The organism is Streptococcus sp. NSJ-72, assembly GCF_014334035.1.
GTDB classification, from domain to species: domain Bacteria; phylum Bacillota; class Bacilli; order Lactobacillales; family Streptococcaceae; genus Streptococcus; species Streptococcus constellatus.
This window is the reverse complement of sequence record NZ_CP060489.1, coordinates 1894093-1920334: the sequence shown is the minus strand read 5'-3', so window position 1 is coordinate 1920334 and position 26242 is coordinate 1894093. Positions and strand designations below refer to the sequence as shown.

Sequence of the window (26242 nt, the reverse complement as noted above, 5' to 3'; positions counted from 1 at the left end):
GAAGAAAAGGAGAGGATTGTCCAAAATATTTTAAAAAATAATAAAAAAAGCAGAAAAATGGTTGCGTCCATTTTGGAATTAAGTTATAATCAAATCAACGCAAACGTTTTCGTTAAATGAATGCAAAATTTAACAGAAAAATTTATTGAGGTGAAAAAGATGAAAGAGCGTCAAAGTGGTGTTCTCATGCATATTTCTTCTCTGCCAGGAAAATATGGAATTGGTTCATTTGGGAAAAGTGCTTACGATTTTGTCGATTTTCTGGTGAGAACTAAGCAACGTTACTGGCAAATATTGCCACTAGGAACAACTAGTTATGGAGATTCTCCATATCAATCTTTCTCTGCATTTGCGGGAAATACACATTTTATTGATTTTGATCGATTGATTGAAGAAGGATTGCTTGTGCAAAGTGATCTTGAAGGGTTAGACTTTGGTCAGGATTCAAGAAAAGTAGATTATGCGAAAGTGTTTAACAATCGCAGACCTGTTTTGGAAAAAGCTGTGAAACGTTTCTTAGAATGTGGAGATTTGGCAGCCTATGAAAAATTTGTGGCTGACAATTCATCATGGCTTGAAGTATTTGTTGAATACATGGCGATTAAAGAATATTTTGACTTGAAAGCTTGGACTGAATGGCCAGATGCGGCTCTTCGGCGTCGTGAAGCAGCTAGTTTAGCTCATTATCGTGAAAAATTAGCTGACAGATTGACTTATCATCGTGTAACGCAGTATCTTTTCTTTAAACAATGGTTAGAATTAAAAGCGTATGCCAATGAACATTACATTGAAATTGTCGGCGATATGCCAATCTATGTAGCAGCTGATAGCTGTGATGTTTGGGCACAACCACACTTCTTTAAAACAGATGAGCTAGGGCAGCCTACATGCGTAGCGGGATGCCCACCAGATGAATTCTCTGCGACTGGCCAACTCTGGGGGAACCCAATTTATGACTGGAAAGCAATGGATAAAGATGGTTATAGTTGGTGGATTAAACGCCTACGTGAAAGCTTCAAGATTTATGATGTAGTGCGTATTGATCATTTCCGTGGATTTGAATCTTACTGGGAAATCCCTGCTAGTTCCGATACAGCAGCTCCTGGTAAATGGGTTAAGGGACCTGACTATGCTTTGTTTAAAGCAGTGAAAGAAGAGTTAGGTGATCTGAATATTATTGCTGAAGACTTGGGCTTTATGACCGATGAAGTGATTGCTTTACGTGAAAAGACAGGCTTCCCTGGTATGAAAGTGACTCAATTTGCTTTTAATCCAGACAGCGAAAGCATTGATAGTCCACACTTAGCACCTAACAATTCTGTCATGTATACAGGTACGCACGATAATAATACTGTTCTTGGTTGGTATCGCGATGAAATTGATGATGCTACACGTGAATATATGGCTCAATACACCAATCGTAAGGAATATGAAACAGTACCTCATGCTATGTTACGGACTATCTTTGCTTCTGTCAGCTTTATGGCAATTGCAACCATGCAAGATTTACTTGAATTAGACGGTTCAGCTCGCATGAACTATCCATCAACTATTGGTGGAAATTGGTCCTGGCGTATGACAGCAGATGAATTGAATCCTGTGGTTGAAGCAGAGTTATATAGCTTGACGAAAACATATCGTCGTGTAAATAAAAAATTATTAAATCATGAAAATGAACTCTAGTGTTTGTTTTCTAGTCTAGGAGAAACAATGTCAAACTTACAAGAATATATTAAGAAAAATTATCAAAAAGGAATTGCTGAATGTAGCAATGAAGAATTGTATATTGCCCTTTTAAACTATACAAAATTAGCTAGTGCACAAAAGTCAGTTAATACTGGTAAAAAGAAGCTTTACTATATTTCTGCCGAGTTTTTGATTGGGAAACTTTTGTCAAATAACCTAATTAACCTTGGCCTTTATGACAATGTTAAAAAAGAGTTAGCAGACGCTGGTAAAGATCTAATTGAAGTTGAAGAAGTAGAATTAGAACCTTCACTTGGAAATGGCGGTTTGGGACGTCTGGCTGCTTGTTTCCTTGATTCAATTGCGACTCTTGGTTTGAATGGAGATGGTGTTGGACTAAATTATCACTTTGGCTTGTTCCAACAAGTCTTGAAAAATAATGAGCAAACAACAGTTCCAAACTTCTGGTTGACAGAGCAAAATTGGTTAGTAAAATCAAGCCGTAGCTATCAAGTACCATTTGCTGATTTCACTTTAACATCAACTCTTTATGACATTGATGTGCCTGGTTATAAAACAGCTACTAAAAACCGTCTTCGTCTGTTCGACCTTGACTCAGTAGATGCAAGTATCATTGAAGATGGGATTGACTTTGATAAGACAGATATTGCTCGTAATTTGACTCTATTCCTTTATCCAGATGATAGTAATAAGCAAGGTGAATTGCTTCGTATCTTCCAACAATACTTCATGGTATCAAATGGTGCGCAATTGATTCTTGATGAAGCGATTGAAAAAGGGAGCAATCTTCATGACTTGGCTGACTACGCAGTTGTGCAAATTAATGATACTCACCCATCAATGGTCATTCCTGAGTTGATTCGTCTCTTGACTGCACGTGGGATTGAGCTTGATGAAGCAATCTCAATCGTTCGTAATATGACTGCTTATACAAACCATACTATTCTTGCAGAAGCATTGGAAAAATGGCCGCTTGAATTCTTGGAAGAAGTTGTTCCACACTTGGTTCCAATTATCAAAGAATTGGATAAACGTGTAAAAGCAGAATATGCAGATCCGGCTGTTCAAATTATTGATGAAAACAATCGAGTACACATGGCGCACATGGATATTCACTATGGATATAGTGTAAATGGTGTTGCAGCACTTCATACAGAAATTTTGAAGAACTCAGAGCTTAAAGCTTTCTACGATGTTTATCCAGAAAAATTCAACAATAAGACAAATGGTATTACGTTCCGTCGTTGGCTCATGCATGCAAACCCACGTTTATCAAATTATATCGATAGCTTGATTGGGCGTGATTGGCATCATGATGCTTCAAAATTAGAAGATTTACTTGATTTTTCTGACAAGGCTGATGTAAAAGCTGAACTTGAAAAAATCAAAGCTCACAACAAACGGAAATTGGCTCGTCATTTGAAGGAACACCAAGGTGTTGAAATCAATCCAAACTCTATTTTTGATATCCAAATCAAACGTCTTCACGAATACAAACGCCAACAAATGAACGCTCTTTATGTCATTCACAAATATTTGGATATCAAGGCTGGGAATATTCCTGCACGTCCAATTACAGTCTTCTTTGGTGGTAAAGCTGCTCCAGCATACACAATTGCTCAAGATATTATCCATTTGATTCTTTGCTTGTCAGAGGTGATAGCTAACGACCCAGAAGTTTCTCCATATTTGCAAGTCGTCATGGTTGAAAATTACAATGTTACTGCAGCTAGCTTCTTAATTGCAGCTGGTGATATTTCTGAGCAGATCTCTCTTGCTTCTAAAGAAGCTTCAGGTACTGGTAACATGAAATTCATGTTGAATGGTGCATTGACACTTGGTACTATGGATGGCGCTAATGTAGAGATTGCTGAATTGGTAGGCCAAGATAATATCTACATCTTTGGTGAAGATTCTGAAACAGTTATTGATCTGTATGCGAAAGAAGCGTACAAATCATCAGATTTCTATGCTCGTGAAGCAATCAAACCGTTGGTTGATTTCATTGTTAGTGATACAGTTCTCGCAGTTGGTAAGAAAGAACGCTTAGAACGTCTCTATAATGAATTGATTCATAAAGATTGGTTCATGACGCTTCTTGACTTAGAAGATTATATCAAAACGAAAGAACGTATGTTTAAGGATTATGAAGACCGTGATGTTTGGCTTGAAAAAGTTCTGATTAACATTGCGAAAGCAGGCTTCTTCTCAGCAGACCGTACCATTGCCCAATATAACAATGAAATTTGGCATTTGAACGCTTAGTTTAAAATCTGGGATTTTCCCAGATTTTTTATTTATGTGGCTTTCATTTCTTCTTATTCTGATAAGTGTAAGGCAAATAAGGGAATAAGACGAAACCACAAAGCAACGCTTTGAGTGATCACTTACTAGCCTGCTCGTATATCAACAAGAGTAGTTTGATATTGTCCCAGACTCCATGATTTTTGATAGTATAAGCAGAATGACATTTTCTGTAACTTTGTTTATTTTTGTTGCCTTTTTTTACTGCTTACGTTATAATAAATAAAACTGAAAACTCTTTTAAGCAGGAGGCTTATTGTGAAAAAACGACCAATTTATTTATATGTATTGCTGACGTTATCAGCCATTTTATCATCGTTTACATTCATAGGAACTTTTTTGGGCAGTGAAAAAATAACGAATACAAGTTCCTACAAAGGTTTATCTGAAACAGTTGTAAAACAAATAGTGAAAGTGACTGAAAAGAGTCTTGTCTTTCTTCATAATGGTCCCCATAAATTATTAACTATCCTTTCTATTCTGTTGTTGATAGCTGCTGTTGTTTTCATTGTTAAGAAAAACATTTTATACGCTAATTTTGCCTATATTGCCTATGTATTATTAGGAATTATTGGAACAATTTACAATTACGTAGGTGGGATGCCGTTAAACTATCTTTATCAAGATCAAACGATGCGTGCTACAGCAATTTCATCGACAAGAATTCTGACTATTATCTATTTTGCTTTTAATATTCTTTTCCTTGTTATTGTCTTTTTCAAGATGAAACGGCAGCAACAAGACTTAGCAAAAAAAGAATTGCAATAGTTGACAAAACATATCTATCAGCTTAAAATTTTAAGAGAATGATAGATATGTTTTAATTTTAGAAAGAGAGAAACTATGAAAATTTCCTTAGTTTATATTAGTTTGAGTGGAAATACAGCGAGTTTTATCAAACGCTTATCTGCATTTTTGCAAGAAAGACATGAAAGCGTTGAGATTGAGCAAGTGGATATAAAAGATATGGTGAAAGCAGGACGACCATTTTATGCCATGTCTCAGCCTTTTATAGCTTTTTTGCCAACTTACTTAGAAGGTGGAAATGGTCTGGACAATGGCGATGTTGAAATTCTTACCAATGATTTAGGTGATTTTATTGCTTTTGAAGAAAATTATAAGCGTTGTTTTGGCATTGTTGGCAGTGGTAATCGTAATTTTAACCACCAATATTGTTTAACAGCTAAACAATATTCAGAACGATTTGGCTTTCCAGTCTTAGATACATTTGAGCTTCGTGGCTTGAATGAAGATATTAAACGAATTGGTCTAAAAATCGAAGAATTATACGGGCTATAAGACAAAAACCTATCGATATATCGATAGGTTTTTATGATACCATTAAAATAATTACATTTTTTCTGGAGCGTCAACACCGAGAAGATGAAGAGCTTCTTTTAGAACAACAGCTGTTGCATAGCTGAGAGCTAAGCGGCTGTCACGTTCAGGACTTTCGTCCAAAATACGCGTATGAGCGTAGAACTTGTTGAATGCTTGTGCAAGGCTGATAGCATATTTTGCAATGAGTGATGGATCATAATTGTCAGCTGCACGTTTAACAACACGGGCGAAATCTTGCAGCAGTTTAATGATTTCCCAGCTTTCAGCATCTTTAAGGCTATATGTTGCTTCAACACTTGGCTTAAAATCAGCTTTGCGAAGGATGGATTGGATACGCGCATAAGCGTATTGGATATATGGACCTGTTTCTCCTTCAAAGGACACCATTGCTTCCAAATCAAAGTCGTAACCGTTGCGGCGGTCTGTTTTTAAATCGTAGAATTTGACAGCTCCCACACCGACAGCACGAGCAACAGTATCTTTGTTTTCAAGATCAGGATTTTTAGCTTCAATTTGGTTCTTCGCACGACTGATAGCTTCTTGAAGGGTTGGTTCAAGCAGAATGATATTACCTTTACGTGTAGACAATTTTTGACGGTTCTTTGTCACCAAACCAAAGTCTACATGAATCATATCGTCGCTCCAGCCGAATCCCATTTTCTTTAAAACAGCTTTCAATTGTCTAAAGTGGTTCGCTTGTTCTTGACCCACAGCATAAACATTTTTGACGAAGTTATAAATACGGGCGCGGTACATAGCTGTAGCAATATCACGAGTAATGTAGAGAGTCGCACCATCAGATTTTTTAATCATAGCTGGCGGAAGGTTGACATCATCAAGATTGACGATGCTTGCTCCTTTAGATTCTTCTAGCAATCCTTTTTCTTCAAGGAGCTTAATTCCTTCGTCCATCTTGTCATTATAGAAGGCTTCGCCGGCTAGGCTGTCAAATTCAACACCAAGCAATTTATAGATGCGGTTAAATTCTTTCAGACTTTCATCACGGAACCATTGCCATAATTCCGTAGCTTCAGGGTCACCGTCTTCTAATTTTTTGAACCAAAGACGTCCTTCGTCATCAAGTTCAGGATCGGTTTCAATTTCCGCATTGATTCGGACATAGAGTTTTAATAACTCGTCAATTGGACTGGCTTCAACAGCTTCTTTGCTGCCCCATTTTTTATAAGCAACCATCAGAAGCCCAAATTGTTTACCCCAGTCACCCAAGTGGTTGATTTTAATGGTGTTGTAGCCTAGTTTACGGAAAATATTAGAGAGAGCATCTCCGATAACGGTGGAGCGCAAATGACCAACTGAAAAGGGTTTTGCAATGTTAGGACTGGAGAGGTCAATTGTGATGTTTTCCCCATGCCCCTCATCTTGTTGCCCGTAGTTATTTCCTTCTTTTACAATTTCTTTAATAACTTGAGCTGAAATTCTTGATTTATCAAGAAAGAAGTTTACATAAGGACCTGTTGCTACCACTTTTTCAAAGTTTGTCGTATCAATCTTTTCTGCAATATCTGTAGCAATGATTTGAGGAGCTTTACGTTCTACTTTTGCTAAAGAGAAAGCAGGAAAGGCAATATCGCCTAACTCTGAGCTTTTTGGTTGTTCTAGTAAATTAAAAATAGCATCTTGGTCTAAGCTGTCAATGACCTTAGCCAATTCGCTTGCAATCAATTGTTTATTATTCATGGTTTCTCCTTTGGTCTTTTACTAGTATTTTAACATATTTTTTGACGAATCTTCAATTTTTTTGATATAATTTAGAGTATAAATATACATTGTTGAGGATAAAATGAAAAAAACTGAGCGTCATAAACTGATCAAGAAAATAATTAAGGAAGAGAAACTAAGTACACAGAAAGATATTCAGGATCGTTTGAAAGTACAAGGAGTTATTGTCACACAAACAACCCTCTCTCGAGATTTACGAGAAATTGGCTTGACGAAAGCCAAGAAAAACCATGAAGTTTATTATGTTTTAGCGGATGAAACAAACAAGATTGATCTGGTTGAATTCTTATCTTATCATTTGCAGGGAGTTTCTCGGGCTGAATTTTCCTTGGTTCTTCATACACGCTTAGGAGACGCTTCTATTTTAGCTAACTTCGTGGATGCTAATAAAGGAGAGTTGATTTTAGGAACGGTAGCAGGAGCCAACACGCTCTTAGTGATCTGTCGTGATACAGCAGCTGCGAAACAAATGGAAGAGCAGCTCCTTGAGAAAATGGATTAAGAGGAGAAGATGATGAAGCTGAGATAGAAGCGCTCAGCTTCCTTTATTTATATAGTTCTAATGACAAGATGTAGTGTGAGTGGGATGACGAAATTAAGTGTCTCCGAAATATTTAATTTCTGTCCGACTCTCATTGTTATTTAATAAACGGAAAGGCTGAGAATGACAAAAGAAAAACTATCTCCGGGAATGCAACAGTATTTAGATATAAAAAAAGATTATCCGGATGCTTTTTTGCTATTTCGTATGGGAGATTTTTATGAATTATTCTATGAAGATGCGATCAATGCAGCACAGATTTTAGAAATTGCTCTGACTAGCCGTAATAAAAATTCGGAAAATCCAATCCCGATGGCAGGAGTTCCCTACCATTCGGTGCAACAGTATATTGATGTTTTAATTGAATCGGGCTATAAAGTAGCGATTGCAGAGCAGGTGGAAGATCCTAAAAAAGCAGTTGGTGTAGTCAAACGTGAGGTGGTACAAGTCATCACACCGGGGACAGTCGTTGATTCTTCAAAACCAGATAGTCAAAATAATTTCTTGGTAGCTTTAGATAAACTAGAAAATTTATATGGGCTGGCTTACATGGACTTGGTTACAGGTGAATTTCAGGTCACAAGTCTCAGTGACTTTAACATAGTCTGTGGAGAAATTCGGAACCTGCGAGCGCGTGAAGTGGTCTTAGGATATGAATTACCTGAATCAGAGCACCAAGTGTTGGCAAATCAAATGAATTTGTTATTATCACAGGTGGGAACTGCTTTTGAAGATGTTCAGCTATTAGGGGATGAATTGTCTCGCTTAGAACATCAAGTAGCTGGGAAACTGTTAGAATATGTTCATCAGACGCAGCTGCGTGAGCTTAGTCACTTAAAGCGAGTTCATCATTATGAAATCAAGGATTTCTTACAGATGGATTATGCAACTATGGCAAGTCTGGATTTAACAGAGAATGCACGTACAGGAAAGAAGCACGGTAGTCTGTGTTGGCTGATGGATGAGACCAAGACAGCTATGGGAACGCGACTTTTAAGAAGATGGATTCAGCAGCCCTTGATTGACAAAGAGCGAATCCTTAAGCGGCAGGATGTCGTGCAGGTATTTCTAGATTATTTTTTTGAGCGCAGTGATTTAGCAGATAGTCTCAAAGGTGTGTATGACATTGAGCGTTTAGCTAGTCGTGTTTCGTTTGGAAAGACCAATCCGAAAGATTTATTGCAGTTGGCGGCAACATTGAGCAATGTCCCTCAGATTAAGGGAATTTTACAAGGAATTGATCATCCTGTTTTGGGACAGTTGATTGAAAACTTGGATGACATTCCAGAATTGGCAAACTTGATTCAGTCGGCAATTTCTCCCGATGCTCCAAATGTTATTACCGAAGGGAATATCATTCAAACTGGTTTTGATGAAACCTTAGATAAGTATCGAGTGGTTATGCGAGATGGTACGAGCTGGATTGCTGATATCGAAGCGAAAGAAAGGGCGGCTAGTGGGATTAATAATCTAAAAATTGATTACAATAAAAAAGATGGTTATTATTTCCATGTTACTAATTCACAGTTGGAGCACGTACCTAGCCACTTTTTCCGAAAAGCAACGTTGAAAAATTCAGAACGATTTGGTACAGAGGAATTGGCTCGTATTGAAGGCGAAATGTTGGAAGCGCGTGAAAAATCTGCTAATTTAGAATATGAGATTTTTATGCGTATTCGTGAAGAAGCTGGCAAATATATCAAGCGTCTGCAATCCTTGGCACAAACTCTGGCAACAATTGATGTATTACAAAGTTTTGCAGCAGTTGCTGAAAAGCAACGCTTTGTACGCCCAGAATTTATTGAACGTCCTTCCATTGAAATTGATAAGGGACGGCATGCAGTTGTAGAAAAGGTTATGGGTGCACAAACCTATATTCCTAACAGCATTTCAATGGATGAAAATGTCAACGTTCAGCTAATTACAGGTCCAAATATGAGTGGGAAGTCAACCTATATGCGTCAATTAGCGATTATTGTTATTATGGCTCAAATGGGTTCCTATGTTTCAGCTGAGAGTGCTCAATTACCAATTTTTGATGCCATCTTCACTCGAATTGGTGCGGCAGATGACTTGGTATCTGGACAATCAACCTTTATGGTAGAAATGATGGAAGCAAATCATGCTATTTCTCAAGCAACAGAACACTCTCTTATTCTTTTTGATGAGTTGGGAAGAGGGACAGCGACATATGATGGGATGGCTCTTGCTCAGGCGATTATTGAATATATCCACAATCGAACAGGGGCAAAGACCCTTTTTGCCACACACTATCATGAGTTGACAGACTTGTCAACTAGCTTGACACAGTTAGAAAATGTTCATGTAGCAACTTTAGAAAAAGATGGGCAAGTGACCTTCCTTCATAAGATTGAAGCTGGTCCTGCGGATAAATCTTATGGGATTCATGTGGCAAAAATTGCAGGTTTACCAAATGATTTGCTGATGAGAGCCGACCAGATACTAGCAAGACTAGAAGAACAAGCAAATGAGAAACCATCTCTCAATCCTTCTAATAAAGGAGCTAATGATAGCAAGGAAAATCAAGTATCTGAGCAGATATCTTTATTCACAGAAACAACTGAATCACCTATTTTAGAAAAACTACGTCAGTTGGATATTTATAATATGACCCCAATGGAAGTGATGCTAGCTGTAGCTGAGATGAAAAAACATCTCTGATAGATACAACTATGCAAATGCCTAAAATAAATTCCTGTTTTTTTGTTCAGTTACTATTAAAGTAGGTAGGGTTTTGTATTGATATATAGCAGAATAAGCTAAAATAACCACCAAGAATTCACTTGGTGGTTATTTCTTTACTATTGATTCTGTTTCTTCAATCCATTGTTGATTTGTTTAATTTTCTTTTTGGTTAGATAAAACAAGATTGCCCACAGGATGAGATAAACAATAGTAAATTCCAAAATCAACTGTAAGATAAAAATGGGTTTGCTTGGAAACCAGCCGGCTAGAAGAGCTAGAGGAATAAATCCTAAAATCATAAGTCCATAATGGCAGATAGTTGCTTTGAGGATGCTCCAATCTTTTTTGAAAAGCTCTTTTCCTAGGCTAAAGAGCAAGCCAATAAAGCTCCAGATCACTGCGCAATAGAGCACAACTAAAGCTTCATGAATATGGTGCTGTTCCATCCAAAGACCAACTGCTGAATAAGGATTAAGTGGATGATAGACAGGAGCAAAAAAGTAAGAATAGATGGTGGATAGGAGTAGCCCGATTACAGTACCTCCTAGAGCATCTCTGAATAATGTTTTTTTCATAGCTGTAATTTCTCCTTTATGACTTTGAGATAACGGCGAGATGAATAAGTTATCTGACCGTTTTTCATTGCAATCTGAATCAGACCACTACCAGTCAATTTCAGATGATCGATATGTTTGATGTTAATGATTTCAGATTGGGAAATCTGTAGAAAATCAGTGGGAAGCAATTCCAAAACTTGATAAAGTGGAAGCCCTAAGAGATAAGTGTCTGTCGCTGTTTCAACCCAAACTTGGCGGTTTTCAGTGTAAATTCTCTGAATTTTAGCAGTATCTAATAGGTAAATCTCCTCCTCTTTTTTGGCTCGAATGGTTTTAGTGCCACCGAGATGTTGAGTGAAAACCAGCAACTGTTGAATAGCATCCGATAAAGCTGGTGCTTCAATGACAACCTTTTCTTCTGAAAATTTTTCATCAATATGCAATTGAACTTTCATAAACATCCCTTCTTTCTAGATTGTATCTTGCCTGCTGCTGACTTTCGTTGCAAGGAGGATTCGTTTTTCCTAAGTCTATTAAACATTATTTTAGCTAGGAAAACAAGAGCTTTTGCCTAAGTGGTTGCTTTGCCTGTCTATTTGGTTGTTTTGCGAAGGAGTAATTACAATTCTTTTCGTACTAGAGTTCTGATTGAAAAACGGCTTTATGTTATAATAGTAGCTAGAATAATTACGGAGAAAACTATGTCAAAAATTATAGAACTAGGAAATAGATAGTTTTACAACTCATTGACAGCTCTTAACCGTTGTTATTACTGGGTTTTATCAATATTATGTAATATTAGAAATTGTTAGAAAATCCTTAAAAGTCCACAAAAAGGTGAACAAAAAAAGACCTTTACAGGTCATTTACAATATGAGTTCAGCAGGCAAGAACTGGCGTAGTGAATAGCTACGCTTTTAAGTTGCTTGTAGCCTTGCTGATAAGATTATTATACCATGTCATTACGCGCATTTCTGTTGCTGCGCATGCTGACTGTGTCTAGGCTTGTAACTTTGTTTCTAGGGCTTGAGTTAGCACCTCAGAATAATTTACTTTTTCACGATCCGCTAATCTTACTAACCATTCAGGGACAGTCACGTTCTTTCTAATGGCTTTATTGTTGCGAATAAAAGGGGTAGGGTCTGCTTGTATCATGCTAACAAAGCCGTCTTTAACGGTTAAAGACATGATGTCGCTAGGCTTTGGCATATCTAATCCTTCGTCTATGTAAGCAGCTAAAACACTCTCAAGCATTTCACGGGCATTTTTTAAGGCTTCTTCAACATTTGCCCCTTGTGTGCCTCCTCCAAACTCTGGAAATTCTACCCAATAAGAACCGTCTTCCTCTTTATGAAAAATTGCTGGATATGATTTTAACATAGTCTGTTACCTCCAAAAAATGAAAGATAAGGGGGATTATTTCAGCCCCAAATCTTTCAGGATTTTGCTTTCTAGCCCTCTTCCTAAATCCTTGTTTCCATGGATTGGAATAGTCACTATATAATCAAAATCTTCGTGTTTGAAATGGTGATGGCTGCCGTTCTGTCGGATTTCTACCCAACCGTTTTTCTCGGCTAGCTTTGCCATTTCTTTTCCTGTAAGTGGCATAGTGCACGTTACCTCCTTACATTTTCTATTATACACATTATGCGCATAAAAAACAAGTGGAAAGAAAAAGTTTTTTAACTGATAGCATATCATATCTAAAATACTGTAGTTTAACATTTGGCTATAGATTGATAATAAGGTTCTAAAAACGGAACGATTTTGCACCAAGTCTCCCTCGCAACTGCTCCCAAATAATTCGGCGGGTCGCTGGGTAAACGCCCTTTGTTCTGCCGATAGTAAGGATTTTTAACCAAGCAACTTCGCCTCCTAATCCGTTCTCCATGACATCCTTTAAAAATCTGAAAAATTGGCGTGCGACGTAAGAAGACACCTTACCGCGGCTCTCCTTGCGCAAAAGGTGGGGCGGGGGGTGTTTAAGCTTTAAAACTTCAAAAAGGGAATTTTTTGCACAGAAAAGGGCAGCGTCCTTTAATCACGAACAAATATAGCCCCGTTCAAAATTTGGCGGGGTATTTTCCGAACGTAAAAACTTTGTATGATATTCTAGGTGCCAATAGCTAATTGGTCAATCAGTAGTTAAGTATTCTTTATCTTCACAAATTTTCTTCACTCATAATTTTAGCGATACTTTCAATTCCTTTTTTCCTTATTCTGTATAGTGTGGTTTTTGTTTTTCCTACCTTATCCTCTATATCCCATATATCTAAGCGATTAACATAGAACATTCTTAATACGGATCGTTCAAGCGGATCACTTAGCTTATCAATTATCCTACAGGTTTCTACACGTTCCTCGATAAGACTAGCAAGTCGTTCTTGTATATCTTCTTTCAACTTCAAAACATAGACGAGTTCATTCTCTGTATTGTTTGTTCTGCTAGTCTGGACTTTGGTTTGTGTCAGAGTTGATTTTTTGAATAAACCTTGATCCAGATACTGCAGTTCTAACTGTAAACTCTCCATTTCTGTATTCAGCCACTTAATACTTTCTAGCTTTACTTTTACTTGCTCTGGTGTCATGTTGTTGCCTCTTACTCTCTTTTATGTTATAATAGATTTGTAATTTTAATAACTAAGGGTCGGGTGTGTGCTCGGCTTTTTTGCTCTTTCATGATACTACAATAAAGCGTTAAATCCAAATGCTGATAATCAACCATAGAAGCGGTAATAGTTCAAAGCTCTGTAGCTGATTGCGTGATTTCTCTTTGTTTAATCACGCGCCTATATTCACACCTTTAGAGCTATAAAGTCAAAACTAAAAGAGGCGTTAGCCTCTTTGTTGTATTATTCATTGAGTAAACCACTTACTACCACATCATGGATAAACTGTTTTTGTTTTTCCTTTGGCAGCTGCAAGGCTTCAAGTAAAGACTCTAAAGCTTGCTTGTCTGTACCTGCAATTAATTTCTTGATGATGTTTTAAAATTTCCTTTCTAGGTACTCGCAAAAATGAATCCGCTACGCTTGTGTTGACTGTACTGGTATCGGCGCACTATCTGCAATCAGCAAGAAGTAGGCTTCTGCGATTTGGGCGAATAATTTTACACGCGCTTCAGGATGTTTGTATAACTCATAGGCGTTTATGCTGGTGTCTTCTGTCTAGAGCTTCTAGCCTAGTTCAATCAGTTTAGGCATATCTACAAGTTCTATCGGTGTTGTATCGGCCATGAAGTCACTATGTTTACGATTGAGTTCTTCCAGTACGTGATCTGCCTGTTCAAAGTATACTTGGCTCTGTCATAGCTTCCTCACTTTCTCTAGTTAAAAATTCCGCTTCATTCGTTTATCTGTTATGTCTGTCATAGTGAACACATTCCCCTCTGACTGCTTCCCAATCCGACTGATTAGCTTAGGATTGTAGATTTGTGCTAGCTCTTTACCAGTATGATTTGTGTTGACGATAGTTGTTTCTCGCTTGTCAAAGATTTTGAAAAGAAAGGTCTGTACCCAGTTATTAGCCTCATCTTTTCGGCTATTCATAACGCTTTCTGAGCCTAGATCGTCAATAAAGAGATAGTCAACCTCGGTCAGTAGCTTCAAGGCGTCATACTCTGTAAAATCACTCTGCCTATACTGCCAGCCTGACTGAATGCGCGTGACGATTTCAGCAATACTGACAAAGAGGACGCTCTTAGGCTCATTCTTAGCCTTATAGCCCTCGTTGATAGCTTTGGCCATGGAATAGCATAAATGGCTTTTACCAGTGCCTGGCTTGCCCATAATTAGCGTGTTCCCCGTCATACCGTTTAGATACTGGTTAGCTTGCTTGATAGCAAATTCTTTGGCTTCGTGTTCCTCTTTGGTGGTTGCTTTGAACGTGCTAAAAGTGGCATTTTTCAGCTCATTTGACACCGTACTTTCACGCGCTAGCACATCATAGGTTGAAGAGTCCAGATCATGCCCTAGGGCTTTTTCTATGCCCTCTAGCTCTGTCTGTTTAATGTTCTCCCTAGTACATTCCATGCAGTAGGGTGATGTATAACCATCTGGCTTTTTGAATTGTACCAGGTTAATCTGATGAGTTGGGCAAAGCTCGTCAGTCACCTTTATTTTTTCGTTTAGCTGCTCTGTATTCAGTAATTCCATTGATTCTCCTCTCCGTCAGTAGATAAACGGGTCTTGAATATCGTCATCAGACTGACCTTGTTTCTTTTGATGAAACTGTCTCTGTTCATCTTCAACTTGTGTCATGGTTTTAATACCGTTCTGTCGCCAGTTCTTCAGTATTGAATTGATATAGCTAAAAGATCGCTTGCTGTTATCTGCAGCCTTGTCTATGGCAGTCTTGATAACCTCTAGCTCCATACCGTCAAGAGTGAGATAGTCGGTCAATATCTGATACTGTTGTCCGTCTATAATCCCTATACGTGATTGGTAGTAGTTAGAGATTTCGGCAGCAGAAGAAGCAGGAGCAGAAGAATCTTTTTTCTCTATCTCTGCTTCTTCTTCTAACTCTATCTCTATCTCTTTCTCTAACTCTATCTCTGTCTTACACTTTTCAACGTTGTTAGGTTTATTTCTTACGTTGTAAGATTTGCCCATTTTTAAACGTTTATTTTTGCGATATTCTCGCATGTAAGCAGCTTGATCAGTTTCTTGCTGTATCATAGCTTTAGCTTGAAGCAATTCAGCGTTTTTATCCCCGTCTATTTGGATTAGACCGCATTTTGTAAAATAAGCCATAGTCATTTGTATATCGTCTTCGGAAACATCTAATTTTAAGGCTAGTTCTTCGGTTAACTCGTTAAAGTATCTCTCGTAGTACAATATACAATCACTTTCCAAACTTTCCAGCATTAAACGGATATAAATAACCGTCATAGTATAGCCACCAGGCATGTTTTTAAGTCGTTTTATAAAAATATTATCAAAAAACTTTTTATCAACTTTCAGCCAAAAATAGATTTTAGTTTTAGCCATTCTATCAATTCCTTTCTGTCTTTCTTCCCTATCATGAAATCCTAACGGCCTTAATCATGATGATTTCTTTACTGGCATAATCAATTTCTATTTCTACAATGCGATATTCAAATCCATTAAATTCAAGGTACATAGAGTTATCAAATGGAACATTAGGAAGATAACGGATAAGGAATACTTTTATATCCTGAACTGATTCCAAGGAATTTTGATTGTCCGTAGATGTTCTGCTGCCTGCTTTAAAGTCCTTTACAGAAGTTCGTTGCACTTCTGCCCAGCAGCTATAAACATCTTTACGGACGCCGTCAATGACTTCTCCGTCTTCGTTTTGCCCTCCGATTTTCTCAAAGATTGTAATGCGTGTGTTCATTTTTCTAGTATTCATTTTTACCACCTTTCATTGTTTACTCCTAAAAATAGCAATATATCACTCACCCTGTAAAACACTTTTCGAGTGTCCTCTAGTGGTGGCTGATATCGTCTTAGCCCTGCCTTTTCCCAGCGCTGCAGGGTCTTATATTTTATGTCTAACTCAGTCATAACCTGCTGGGCTGTCATAAGTCCTGTGATATGAGGTAGCGCCTTATCCCGTGTCTTAAGGTATTTGTCGACTGTTTCCAGCAGTTCCATTTTTAGGCTTGTTTCTGTTTCATTGCTTAGTAACGCCATAATCTAACAACTCCTTATAACTTACAAGGTCGGCATTTAACAGTACACTTAGACGCTTTTGTTCTTTCTGTACTTGGTTGTAAAAAGCCTTTGCACCGTCTAGCAGTTCTGACTTATTCGCAGGTATAAAATAACCTCGATTAAAGCCGTGTCTGATACCGATAATAGGAATGCCGTAGCTCGTGATTAAGCGACTGATAATACTTTGTACCGTTCGTTCATCTAGCTTCAAAATAAGCCCTATCTCCGATCCTGTAGTTGGGTTTTCAGCGCCTACTTTGATAAGTTTCAGCACACGCTTATAGTTTTCTGGTAATGTAGTTTGTGTCATTTGCTCATCTCTCTTTCTTCGCTGACTAGGATAATCTGGCCTTTCTCCCACATATCACAAAAATCCATCAAAGTCTCTAAAACTTGTTCTAATTGCTTTTGTTCCTCGGCATTGTAGCAATCAAATTTATTTTCTAGAGAAAAATCTAACATAGTCTGATAGGCTTCTTCTAGCCAAATACCAAAGTTCTTAGCTCTTTCATTTGCAAGGTCAAACTCTTTTTTATCTGCCATGTTCTGCCTCCATAGCCTCTAGCCATTTTTCAATTTTTCTTAGCTGTTTTTTAGTGATGTAGCCCCTCCGCTTGTAAGCAATCGCCCAAGCATTAAACAGTTGAGTACAAATACCAGCAAGAAAGAAAAGTAGTAGCGTTAAAATTGCGCCTAGTAGTTCGCTCATTTGTTTAATGCCTCCAGTTCCTTGGGTTTGTCATTGTTTAATAGCAGAAAGGCAATTTTGTCTAGTCTTTGGCAAAGTTTTTCGTTTTGTGCATAAGCAGTCTCAATATATTTCTTAGCTATCCAGTTAAAGGTCGCTGTATCCACTTTTTGCGTTATCTCTAAGGCTTCTAGAGTTAAGTTATTCATTTCTAAGCTGTTCATGATGTCAGTTAGTTCGCTGCCTAAGTCGATTAGTTTTTCAGTGCTCAATAATACAGTTGTTGTTTTCGTCATGGTGTTTTACCCCTTTTGGATTTTCTTGTATTTATGCCCTTTTTAAGGGTTAGCGCCCTCCGTATGGTCAAAATGTCCTAGATATGGTATAATCTAGCTATAAATCTTTACTAAAACCCTTACGGCTTGCCTGCTGTATTGTTTTAGTATTTGTGTGAAAGGCTTCCTACTTGGTCGGTTGGTTAAGCCTTTTTGTTTTATTCTGTTTTTAAGCACTCTAATAAGCGTTTTGAGCGGTTGAAACGGTTAGGGATATAATTATACCCTTGAGACATTTCAAGTTGATTTTGGCTATATCTTATTGGCGAAAATCAGCTTAAAATCGATTCTAGCGCTTGCTGCTTATTCAGCTTTTGAGTTATCGTTATCTTTTAAAATATTTTCAAGCCCTGTTTTGATAAAATAAAGGCTAGTTAGTGCTTGTTTTTTATCACCTTGTAAAATAGCATTGTCTGCAAGGTCGATCATAGCGTATAGATGAGCTTTTTCTTGTTCGTTTGATAGATACATTTTTTTATCCTCCTTGTTGTGGTCTAAAGACCATGGATTTTATTTCCTGATAAGTCATGCCTAGCTTAATCATAGCAATAGCCATATCTTCTAAGTCTTGATATCTGGCTAGCTCGGTACTGGTTAGGCTATCAATGCCATTATAGCCACCACGCACTGCCATAAGTTGGCGCTTATTCATACCGCTAGCACCTTTCAGTAAAAGATTGTTCATTGTACTGTGAGCGTGCTTAGGAGCAACTAGCCATGTCTCTATACTGTCGTGTAAGGTTTTTCGTTTAGGCTTTTCTAAAGCCCTCTGATAGCGAAACGCCGCCACCTCGTCCCGCATTTCAAAGAATGCTTTGACTAGGTTTGTTTTGAATTCTTTAACTGGCTCGGTGTTACGTAAGTAAGTGATTAGCAACGTAGCCTGCTGCTCATTCAGAATATAGTCACGTACATTTTGCCCAGCCTCTGAAGGTGAAATTTTAAATGTCACCTTTCCGAACTTCTCAAAGTCTGCTCGGTGCTTATTCAGTAAGATTTTCAAATGCCTATGTTTTACCTCTGCACATTCTGCAATAATGCTTGAAAGTGTATACGGCTCTTTTTTGCCGTCCATGTAGACTAATTCCATGTTGCGCCTGCCTTTCTTACTCGTAAACTTCTGATAGCTCTTTAAAAACAGCGTCAGGGATTGCCCGCATTGCTTTTTGTTGCAGTTCCATTGCTTTGTTGCGGTCGCTCGCTTTGGCAGTGCTTTTTTCGATAATTTCAGAAGTTGCGAGAACTTGCCGAAAAAGTAAGTCTAATTTGAGTCTATGCCCTTCTGTAATTTCTACTTGTTGGGCTTTTTTATTTCTCAAAAATTCAAAATCTATCAGCTCATCATCTTCTAACTTATAGTCAATAGCTTTTCGATATCGCCAACCTGAAAGCCGCTGCTTGATGTCTGCAAGCGTCCACGTCGGCAAAGCTTCAGCGATAAGATCCAAAGTGATAACTCCGTTATCTTCATAGAGCTTATAGAGTGTTTCTTGGGTAAATGGTTGTTTTGCCACGGCCTACCTCCTTTCTATTCTTCTGGTGTAAGTAGTTCGTCTATAGTGACGCCCAGATATTTCGCAACTTTTAGCAAGGTTTCTGTTTCAGGGTTTTTGGTACGTTCATAGTACAAAGCTGTCAAAGTGGTTTTAGAAACACCCGTAGCTTCGTGAACGTCTGAAACTTTCTTGCGTTGCTTTGCTAAAATAATTCTAAGATTATTTTTCAAAGTTTTACCCTCCTTGTTGTAATTCTATATTTACAACTTTGATGTTTTTTTGTAAGCTGTTGTTTACAGTTTACAAAAAAACAAAATAACTGTCAAGTAATATTTACAAATCGTTGAAAAAAAAAACATCGTGATGTAAAATAGGTTAGTAAGGAGAATACCTATGATAAAAACAAACTTAAAAGAATTACTCGAAAAAAATAAACTGAGTATTAACAAATTATCAATGGAAACAGGCTTATCCCGCCCAACTCTAACCTCTCTCTTAAATAACGATAGTAAAGGAATTCAGTTCGATACACTCGAAACTCTTCTGGATTTCTTCAATATTCCTATTTCAGATTTTTTTACTATTACTGACAGAGAGATATTATTTTATTTTCAGGAAGTATTAAACTTTGATAACTTAGAAACAGTAGAAAATTCAACGATTCATAATAGTCAAAATGATGACGGTTCTGTAAATATAAAACCTAGTGAAGCTTTTTTATATAATTGCCAAGTGGTAGATCACCAAAACAAAACAAAACCGTTCTCTCTTATAGTGTCTCCGATAGAACAGGAAAAGAAATTGCTAATAGTAAACCTAGCTTTTTTTAGAGCTAATCAACAAAATAAAGCTGAAGATACTTCTGATATAAATAAATTTCTCTCAAGGCTCAATAATGAAGCGATTATAAATTTAATTCAAAGCGTTATATCAAATTGGTTAAAATATTACACAAAAATAAACGAACTTGATTTATTCTTAAATTCAATGGTATTTGTAGAGATTGTTGTTTTTGGGTTTAAAACCAGGATACCTGTAGTTGTTGATATTCATAAAGAGAATACAATTATGAAACTGTCTTTTGAAACATATATAAAAAACTCACCTAGAGTTGGGGACGATGTCTTTAGTTCTAAAATTTCTTTTATTAATGCAAAGGAAGACTAACCCACGCACCACGATGTTCAACGATCATGCTGCGCGTGATTTCTCGGGGTTCGCTCGGAGTTCAGCAAATCAAACATCTTAAAATCTAATTTTTAAAACACCAACAGAAAGGAAGCCATGAACGAATTACAATTTTTAATCTATTCAGCAGATAACAACCAAGAAACAGCTAGCGTTATTATACGCGGGGAAACTATCTGGGCTAGTCAGAAAGAAATGGCTAGGCTGTTTGATGTTGGTGTTCCCGCCATTAGTAAGCACTTAAAAAATATCTTTGAAGAGGGAGAATTAGAAGAAAAAGTGGTTGTTTCCAAAATGGAAATAACCACAAAACACGGTGCAATTGCTGATAAAACCCAAAAGATAAATTCAGACTTTGAGAAAGAGCTTAAAGGGCTGATTGGCAAATAACCTCATAAAACGCATTTTAAGCGCTTGTTTTCTTTTCTGGTATAATTTACCGTCTTACATAAAACAAACGAAAATAGGGGTGTTTTCGTAGCTCCTTGCATGATATAAACCGAATCTAAAACCCTTACGGCTTGCCTGCTGATAGAAAGGGATATCATGAGAATAACAGAAGTCAAAAAGAAAAACGGTACAACTGTATACCGTGCTAGTGTTTATCTCGGTGTTGACCAGGTAACAGGTAAGAAAGTAAAAACCAGCGTAACAGGACGAACAAGAAAAGAGGTTAAATCAAAAGCTCAACAAGCCCAGATAGATTTTAAACTGAATGGTTCAACCATTCAAAAGGCAGTTACGGTCAAGAATTTTCAAGAGCTGGCTGATATATGGCTAGAAAGCTATAAGCTGACCGTTAAGCCTCAAACCTATGAGGCGACATTGAGCAATCTAAGAACCCATATTTACCCAGTTTTTGGGAACAGACAACTTGACAAGATAACGGCTAGTGATATACAAGTTTTTATCAATCAGTTATCAAGATATTTTGAAAACTTTGTGACAATACGGTCAATCATCAGGAGGATTTTTCAGCAAGGAATATTGCTGCAGCTTGTCACTAATAACCCAGCTAGAGATATTATACTTCCTAGAAGACAAAAGAAGGCTGATAACAAGGTAAAGTTTATTGCTCCAGATGATTTGAAGGCTTTTCTTGATAATCTAGAAAAGAAGCAGTACAAGCGTTATGGTTTGTATTATGAGTATGTCCTCTATCATTTGCTCTTGTCTACAGGATTACGGATCGGTGAAGCCTGCGCCTTAGAATGGACTGACATAGACCTTGATAAGAGTACAATCACCGTAAATAAAACGTATAACAAAGGCTTAAAGGCAGTTAGTACAGCCAAGACCAAGTCAGCCAATCGAACTATTAGCATAGACAAGAAAACGGTCAATATGCTGCGCTTATACAAGAATAGGCAACGCCAGCTATTTTTCGAGACTGGGGCGCGTGCTCCGTCTGTTGTCTTTGCCACCCCTACAAGAGAATATTTTGATTTGGCAATCAGGCAAAGTGCTTTAGATACCCGTTGCAAAGAAGCAGGTATCCCTCGCTTTACCTTTCACGCTTTCCGCCATACTCACGCTAGTTTATTGCTGAATGCTGGTATCTCATACAAAGAATTACAATATCGATTAGGTCATGCTAATATTACAATGACCTTAGACATCTACAGCCACCTATCAAGAGACAAAGAAAAAGAAGCAGTAGCTTACTTTGAGAAAGCTATTAGCTCCCTTTAGTCCACAAAAAGGTGAACAAATTGTGTTTTTGATAGTTGTAAACATCATCAGAACCTTATTAAATCAACGTTTAGAAAGGGTAAAACCAAAAACTATGTCAAAAATTATAGAATTACCAGAAAATCTTGCTAATCAGATTGCGGCTGGTGAGGTCATCGAGCGACCTAGCAGCGTGGTCAAGGAGTTGATAGAGAATTCCATTGATGCTGGTGCCACTCAAATTATAGTTGAGATTGAAGAAGCAGGGCTCAAGAGTATTCAAGTCATCGATAATGGTGAAGGAATTGAGCATGAGGAGGTTTCCTTGGCTTTGCGGCGGCACGCAACGAGTAAAATTAAGAAGCAAGCCGATCTTTTTCGGATTCGGACTTTAGGCTTTCGTGGTGAAGCGCTTCCGTCTATTGCTTCTGTTTCACGCTTGACAATTGAAACTGCGACAAATGGTGGAACACATGGGACGCGTTTAATTGCTCAGGGGGGAGAAATTGAAACTGTGGAACCAAGTAGTTGCCCTAAGGGTACCAAAATCAAAGTGGAAGACCTTTTTTTCAACACGCCTGCTCGCTTGAAATATATGAAAAGTCAGCAAGCAGAACTATCTCACATTGTAGATATGATTAACCGTTTGAGCTTAGCTCATCCAGAAGTCGCTTTTATCTTGCTCAATGATGGTAAAGAGTTGACTCGGACAGCAGGAACAAGAAATTTGCGTCAAGCAATTGCTGGTATCTATGGATTAACAACAGCAAAAAAAATGATTGAAATTTCAGCTTCTAATCTGGATTTTGAAGTATCAGGCTATATTAGCCTACCAGAGTTGACACGTGCCAATCGTAACTACATCACCATTCTCATCAATGGTCGTTACATCAAGAATTTCCTGCTCAATCGAGCTATTCTTGATGGTTACGGTAGTAAGCTCATGGTTGGGCGATTCCCGATTGCTGTGATTGCTATCCAGATTGATCCTTACCTTGCGGATGTTAATGTTCATCCGACCAAGCAAGAAGTGCGGATTTCCAAGGAGCGAGAACTGATGGTCTTGATTTCGCAAGCTATTGCTGCGAGTTTAAAAGAACAGGATTTGATTCCGGATGCTTTGGAGAATTTAGCAAAATCAACCATTAACAGAGCAAATAAGTCGGAGCAGACGAGCCTTCCGCTCAAAGAAAACCGACTCTATTATGACAAAGAGAGAAATGACTTTTTTGTTAGACCTCAAGTATCAGAAAGCAATCTTTCTTTTGAGGAAAATGCTACATTTGATCAGCAGCATACTGATACAGATATGCTTGCTTCCAGAGCAGTTTCTGTCAAATTTGCAGCAAGGCAAACTCCTTCTTACGATCAACTAGATCATCCAGAACTGGATCAATCAAGCTTAGAAAGAGCTTTAGATAAGTTAGATGGAGAAGAAACTTCAACTTTTCCAGAACTGGAATATTTCGGGCAAATGCACGGCACGTACCTCTTTGCACAAGGAAATGGTGGTCTCTATATTATCGACCAGCATGCAGCGCAGGAGCGAGTCAAATATGAGTATTATCGGGAAAAAATCGGTGATGTGGATGACAGTCAGCAGCAACTTTTGGTTCCCTATATCTTTGAATTTCCAGCGGACGATATGTTGCGGCTCAAGCAGCGGATGAATCTGCTGGAAGAAGTCGGAGTTTTCTTGGACGAATACGGCAGCAATCAGTTTATTCTGAGGGAATACCCTATCTGGATGAAGGAAGAGGAAATCGAGTCGGGTATCTATGAAATGTGTGATATGCTGCTCCTTACCAAGGAAGTTTCTATCAAGAAATACCGAGCTGAACTAGCGATTATGATGAGTTGCAAACGCTCTATTAAGGCCAATCATAGCTTAGATAATGATTCGGCACGTGATTTGATCTTCCAGTTATCGCAATGTGACAATCCCTACAATTGCCCTCACGGTCGTCCAGTTTTGGTAAACTTTACCAAATCTGATATGGAAAAAATGTTCCGTCGCATTCAGGAAAACCACACCAGCTTGCGAGAATTGGGCAAGTATTGAAACTATTTATAGAAACTCTAAAACAGAGAGTGGGACGATGAAAGGTTTGGGGAACCCTTCGAGGCTGGAAATAAAGTCAAGTGAAACTTGGGTCAAAAGGACTGGAAAAGTTGAGTTATCAACGTATTAGAGTCCACTCAGCAGTGATTGATTGGCACTAAAGTGCCTAATCAATTGTGCATGGGAAACTCTACATTGACTAAAGTCACTAGAGCTTCTTCAAACCACTGCGTCTTATAATTCTGACTATATAAACAAAAGAAGCTGAGCACTTTTGTCTCAGCTTCTGTTTTTAAGATTTTATCTGTAAGTGAGTTTCAGCAGTGATTTAAGATGTTTGGCTATAGGAACGGGGTTCTTGATGTTCAGCACTTTCTACTCTAAAGTTAGTTATCTGATCCAAGTAAGTTTTCTTGATGGTCAGATACCTCTTGCAGGCTAAGGCTGCGCCGGCAGATAGAAAGAAGAGGAAAAAGATGAGGGATGGATTCCAGGGAAGATAGAGTCCTCCTGCGAAAAAGAAGAGGGTGATGGCCAGAAAGAGGATATAGAGGACGTTGACCAGACCAAAGCTTCTGACCTCCTGTTGATAGCCCTCGCTTTCCGAAGTAGTCCACTTGGATCTGGCTTCTTTCTCATCTGCCTGATCCAGTAGCAGATAATCCGTCGTCACCTGAAAGATTTTGCTCAGTTCGATGACCTTCTCGATTTCCGGCAGGGCCTGAGCAGATTCCCACTTGGAGATGCTCTGCCGGGAGACATTGACCTTTTCCGCCAGTTGATCCTGAGACCAGCCTCTTTCCTTTCGCAGTTCAAAAATTCGTTTATTGATTTGCATTTGCTAAATCTCCTTTCATATTTCTCTACTTGTATTGTACCATGATTGAGAGAACTTGAACATATAGCCAGCTTTCCTTTTTGTCAACCGGAGGTTGCGCTTTTATTTGCAGTTTCTGCGCTCAGAATATGATATACTAAAAGGGTTGAAAAGGAGAAGTCATGTACGAATATTTTAAAGGAATTTTAAGTAAAATCACAGCCAAATATATTGTAGTGGAGGTGGGGCAAATTGGCTATATCCTGCATGTGGCAAATCCCTATGCCTATTCAGGTCAGGTCAATCAGGAGATTCAAGTTTTTGTTCATCAGGTGGTTAGAGAGGATGCCCAGCTCCTCTACGGTTTTGGCACAGAAGATGAAAAACAGCTTTTTCTCAATTTGATTTCGGTTTCTGGTATTGGCCCCGTTTCTGCTCTTGCGATAATCGCAGCCGATGATAATGCTGGATTGGTGCAAGCCATTGAGCAGAAAAACATCACCTATCTGACCAAGTTTCCCAAGATAGGCAAAAAGACAGCCCAGCAGATGGTGTTGGACTTGGAAGGTAAAGTGGTAGCAACAGGTGCGCCAGCGGAAAGCAAGGTTTCCGTCCAGACTGCAGATAATCAGGAGTTGGAAGAAGCCATGGAAGCCATGCTGGCTCTGGGCTACAGGGCTGCTGAACTCAAGAAAATCAAGAAATTCTTTGAAGGCACGACAGATACAGCTGAAAACTACATCAAGTCAGCTCTCAAGATGTTGGTGAAATAGGAGTGAGGATATGACTAAACGTTGTGGTTGGGTAAAAATGAACAACCCCTTGTATGTAGCCTACCACGATGAAGAGTGGGGTCGACCCCTTCATGATGATTGGAAGTTATTTGAACTGCTTTGCATGGAGACCTATCAGGCGGGACTTTCGTGGGAGACCATTTTGAATAAACGTCAGGCTTTTCGGGAGGCCTTTCATTTCTATGACGCGCAGAAAATTGCTCAGATGACAGATGCAGACTTGGATGGTCTTTTGGACAATCCGGATATTATCCGTAATAAGATGAAGCTCTATGCGACCAGAGCCAATGCCCAAGCTTTTTTGGCTGTTCAAGAACAATACGGTAGTTTTGATCATTATCTCTGGTCTTTTGTTGGATTTACACCGATTGACAATTCTGTCAAGGATTACAGACTTGCTCCGTCTAAAACTTCCCTGTCCGAAAAAATAGCTAAAGATATGAAGCAACGAGGCTTCAAGTTTGTCGGTCCTGTTTGTGTCTATTCTTTCATGCAGGCAGCAGGATTGGTCAATGATCATGAAACAAGTTGTGAATGGAATCCTAAAAAATAAGGCATAAAAGCATTTACCAATATTGCTAAATTTGTACTATATTCTCACTAAACATACAATAAAA

The 26242-nt window shown here is 38.3% G+C and carries 31 protein-coding genes and 1 pseudogene; 12 read left to right on the top strand and 20 right to left on the bottom strand.

The genetic code is table 11. The features are described 5' to 3' along the window. Window positions 1-159: 159 nt before the first annotated feature. The 4 genes from malQ (at window position 160) to nrdI (ending at window position 5310) form a co-directional block, all read left to right on the top strand. A complete protein-coding gene (malQ, locus tag H8787_RS09480) occupies window positions 160-1683 on the top strand; it encodes a 4-alpha-glucanotransferase (RefSeq protein ID WP_048801180.1) in 1524 nt (507 codons plus the stop codon). A 27-nt stretch (window positions 1684-1710) separates the two neighbouring features. Beyond that, window positions 1711-3972 (top strand): glycogen/starch/alpha-glucan family phosphorylase, encoded by a 2262-nt coding sequence (gene glgP, locus H8787_RS09475; protein ID WP_070669005.1) that lies wholly within the window; start codon window positions 1711-1713, stop codon window positions 3970-3972. Window positions 3973-4269: 297 nt separating this feature from the next. Further along, window positions 4270-4779, top strand: a complete 510-nt coding sequence (locus H8787_RS09470) for a hypothetical protein (RefSeq protein WP_187327932.1) — start codon at window positions 4270-4272, stop codon at window positions 4777-4779. Window positions 4780-4854: 75 nt separating this feature from the next. Then, on the top strand, window positions 4855-5310 hold the full coding sequence (nrdI, locus tag H8787_RS09465) for a class Ib ribonucleoside-diphosphate reductase assembly flavoprotein NrdI (RefSeq protein WP_003071516.1): 456 nt from the start codon (window positions 4855-4857) through the stop codon (window positions 5308-5310). A gap of 51 nt (window positions 5311-5361) precedes the next feature. Here the strand turns inward: nrdI and argS are convergent, their stop codons facing one another. Then, the gene (gene argS / locus H8787_RS09460) at window positions 5362-7050 is read right to left on the bottom strand and encodes an arginine--tRNA ligase (RefSeq protein WP_187327931.1); all 1689 of its coding nucleotides are present in this window, start codon (window positions 7048-7050) and stop codon (window positions 5362-5364) included. A 103-nt stretch (window positions 7051-7153) separates the two neighbouring features. On the opposite strand from argS, the gene argR reads away from it, so the two are divergent. Together argR and mutS are read left to right on the top strand one after the other, a co-directional pair. Further along, the gene (gene argR, locus H8787_RS09455; RefSeq protein WP_003071513.1) at window positions 7154-7594 is read left to right on the top strand and encodes an arginine repressor; all 441 of its coding nucleotides are present in this window, start codon (window positions 7154-7156) and stop codon (window positions 7592-7594) included. Between the two features lie 162 nt (window positions 7595-7756). Next, on the top strand, window positions 7757-10315 hold the full coding sequence (gene mutS, locus H8787_RS09450; protein ID WP_187327930.1) for a DNA mismatch repair protein MutS: 2559 nt from the start codon (window positions 7757-7759) through the stop codon (window positions 10313-10315). A gap of 140 nt (window positions 10316-10455) precedes the next feature. On the opposite strand, the gene H8787_RS09445 is transcribed toward mutS, so the two are convergent. The 18 genes from H8787_RS09445 to H8787_RS09360 all read right to left on the bottom strand — a co-directional run bounded on the left by H8787_RS09445 (window position 10456) and on the right by H8787_RS09360 (window position 19323). Beyond that, on the bottom strand, window positions 10456-10914 hold the full coding sequence (locus tag H8787_RS09445; RefSeq protein ID WP_187327929.1) for a DUF3021 domain-containing protein: 459 nt from the start codon (window positions 10912-10914) through the stop codon (window positions 10456-10458). Then, the gene (locus H8787_RS09440; protein ID WP_187327928.1) at window positions 10911-11351 is read right to left on the bottom strand and encodes a LytTR family DNA-binding domain-containing protein; all 441 of its coding nucleotides are present in this window, start codon (window positions 11349-11351) and stop codon (window positions 10911-10913) included. The genes H8787_RS09445 and H8787_RS09440 overlap by 4 nt, the downstream gene beginning before the upstream one ends. Window positions 11352-11895: 544 nt before the next feature. After that, a complete protein-coding gene (locus tag H8787_RS09435) occupies window positions 11896-12276 on the bottom strand; it encodes a type II toxin-antitoxin system HicB family antitoxin (protein ID WP_049508833.1) in 381 nt (126 codons plus the stop codon). A gap of 36 nt (window positions 12277-12312) precedes the next feature. Continuing rightward, a complete protein-coding gene (locus H8787_RS09430) occupies window positions 12313-12504 on the bottom strand; it encodes a type II toxin-antitoxin system HicA family toxin (RefSeq protein ID WP_003038349.1) in 192 nt (63 codons plus the stop codon). Window positions 12505-12646: 142 nt separating this feature from the next. Beyond that, window positions 12647-12835, bottom strand: a complete 189-nt coding sequence (locus H8787_RS10310) for a hypothetical protein (protein ID WP_187327927.1) — start codon at window positions 12833-12835, stop codon at window positions 12647-12649. A 223-nt stretch (window positions 12836-13058) separates the two neighbouring features. After that, a complete protein-coding gene (locus H8787_RS09420) occupies window positions 13059-13484 on the bottom strand; it encodes a DUF1492 domain-containing protein (protein ID WP_049508837.1) in 426 nt (141 codons plus the stop codon). A gap of 741 nt (window positions 13485-14225) precedes the next feature. Further along, window positions 14226-15050, bottom strand: coding sequence for an ATP-binding protein (locus H8787_RS09415; RefSeq protein ID WP_187327926.1), 825 nt, complete (start codon window positions 15048-15050; stop codon window positions 14226-14228). A gap of 15 nt (window positions 15051-15065) precedes the next feature. Then, window positions 15066-15884, bottom strand: coding sequence for a DnaD domain protein (locus tag H8787_RS09410; protein WP_187327925.1), 819 nt, complete (start codon window positions 15882-15884; stop codon window positions 15066-15068). A 31-nt stretch (window positions 15885-15915) separates the two neighbouring features. Continuing rightward, on the bottom strand, window positions 15916-16269 hold the full coding sequence (locus H8787_RS09405) for a head-tail adaptor protein (RefSeq protein WP_049508842.1): 354 nt from the start codon (window positions 16267-16269) through the stop codon (window positions 15916-15918). 2 nt (window positions 16270-16271) lie between these two features. Continuing rightward, window positions 16272-16553: a hypothetical protein gene (locus tag H8787_RS09400; RefSeq protein WP_016670425.1), complete on the bottom strand. Its 282-nt coding sequence runs from the start codon at window positions 16551-16553 to the stop codon at window positions 16272-16274. Then, window positions 16534-16884 carry a hypothetical protein gene (locus H8787_RS09395; RefSeq protein ID WP_049508844.1) on the bottom strand — a complete coding sequence of 117 codons (351 nt, stop codon included), beginning with the start codon at window positions 16882-16884 and terminating at the stop codon, window positions 16534-16536. The genes H8787_RS09400 and H8787_RS09395 overlap by 20 nt, the downstream gene beginning before the upstream one ends. Continuing rightward, window positions 16881-17117 carry a hypothetical protein gene (locus H8787_RS09390; protein ID WP_070484729.1) on the bottom strand — a complete coding sequence of 79 codons (237 nt, stop codon included), beginning with the start codon at window positions 17115-17117 and terminating at the stop codon, window positions 16881-16883. Before H8787_RS09390 ends, H8787_RS09395 begins: the two co-directional genes overlap by 4 nt. Then, window positions 17107-17283: a hypothetical protein gene (locus H8787_RS09385; protein ID WP_162885539.1), complete on the bottom strand. Its 177-nt coding sequence runs from the start codon at window positions 17281-17283 to the stop codon at window positions 17107-17109. Before H8787_RS09385 ends, H8787_RS09390 begins: the two co-directional genes overlap by 11 nt. Further along, window positions 17280-17558, bottom strand: coding sequence for a hypothetical protein (locus tag H8787_RS09380; RefSeq protein ID WP_003027794.1), 279 nt, complete (start codon window positions 17556-17558; stop codon window positions 17280-17282). The genes H8787_RS09385 and H8787_RS09380 overlap by 4 nt, the downstream gene beginning before the upstream one ends. Before the next feature lie 342 nt (window positions 17559-17900). Further along, window positions 17901-18068 carry a hypothetical protein gene (locus H8787_RS09375; RefSeq protein ID WP_003075312.1) on the bottom strand — a complete coding sequence of 56 codons (168 nt, stop codon included), beginning with the start codon at window positions 18066-18068 and terminating at the stop codon, window positions 17901-17903. Between the two features lie 4 nt (window positions 18069-18072). After that, window positions 18073-18687 carry a Rha family transcriptional regulator gene (locus H8787_RS09370; protein ID WP_187327924.1) on the bottom strand — a complete coding sequence of 205 codons (615 nt, stop codon included), beginning with the start codon at window positions 18685-18687 and terminating at the stop codon, window positions 18073-18075. A gap of 16 nt (window positions 18688-18703) precedes the next feature. Next, the gene (locus H8787_RS09365) at window positions 18704-19111 is read right to left on the bottom strand and encodes a hypothetical protein (RefSeq protein WP_062198896.1); all 408 of its coding nucleotides are present in this window, start codon (window positions 19109-19111) and stop codon (window positions 18704-18706) included. Between the two features lie 14 nt (window positions 19112-19125). Continuing rightward, window positions 19126-19323 carry a helix-turn-helix domain-containing protein gene (locus H8787_RS09360; protein WP_151621203.1) on the bottom strand — a complete coding sequence of 66 codons (198 nt, stop codon included), beginning with the start codon at window positions 19321-19323 and terminating at the stop codon, window positions 19126-19128. A gap of 163 nt (window positions 19324-19486) precedes the next feature. On the opposite strand from H8787_RS09360, the gene H8787_RS09355 reads away from it, so the two are divergent. From H8787_RS09355 to mutL, 4 genes and pseudogenes are all read left to right on the top strand, one after another. Continuing rightward, a complete protein-coding gene (locus tag H8787_RS09355; RefSeq protein ID WP_151621201.1) occupies window positions 19487-20260 on the top strand; it encodes a helix-turn-helix domain-containing protein in 774 nt (257 codons plus the stop codon). A 117-nt stretch (window positions 20261-20377) separates the two neighbouring features. After that, window positions 20378-20620, top strand: a pseudogene (locus H8787_RS09350) (cell filamentation protein Fic); the annotation flags it as partial. A gap of 207 nt (window positions 20621-20827) precedes the next feature. Next, window positions 20828-21973, top strand: a complete 1146-nt coding sequence (locus H8787_RS09345) for a tyrosine-type recombinase/integrase (protein WP_187327923.1) — start codon at window positions 20828-20830, stop codon at window positions 21971-21973. 94 nt (window positions 21974-22067) lie between these two features. Continuing rightward, the gene (gene mutL, locus H8787_RS09340) at window positions 22068-24014 is read left to right on the top strand and encodes a DNA mismatch repair endonuclease MutL (RefSeq protein WP_187327922.1); all 1947 of its coding nucleotides are present in this window, start codon (window positions 22068-22070) and stop codon (window positions 24012-24014) included. 328 nt (window positions 24015-24342) lie between these two features. On the opposite strand, the gene H8787_RS09335 is transcribed toward mutL, so the two are convergent. Beyond that, window positions 24343-24852, bottom strand: a complete 510-nt coding sequence (locus H8787_RS09335) for a helix-turn-helix domain-containing protein (RefSeq protein WP_187327921.1) — start codon at window positions 24850-24852, stop codon at window positions 24343-24345. A gap of 161 nt (window positions 24853-25013) precedes the next feature. Between H8787_RS09335 and ruvA the strand changes: the two genes are divergently transcribed. Then, window positions 25014-25604, top strand: a complete 591-nt coding sequence (gene ruvA, locus H8787_RS09330) for a Holliday junction branch migration protein RuvA (protein ID WP_006269179.1) — start codon at window positions 25014-25016, stop codon at window positions 25602-25604. Window positions 25605-25614: 10 nt separating this feature from the next. Continuing rightward, on the top strand, window positions 25615-26178 hold the full coding sequence (locus tag H8787_RS09325; protein ID WP_187327920.1) for a DNA-3-methyladenine glycosylase I: 564 nt from the start codon (window positions 25615-25617) through the stop codon (window positions 26176-26178). Window positions 26179-26242: the final 64 nt, after the last annotated feature.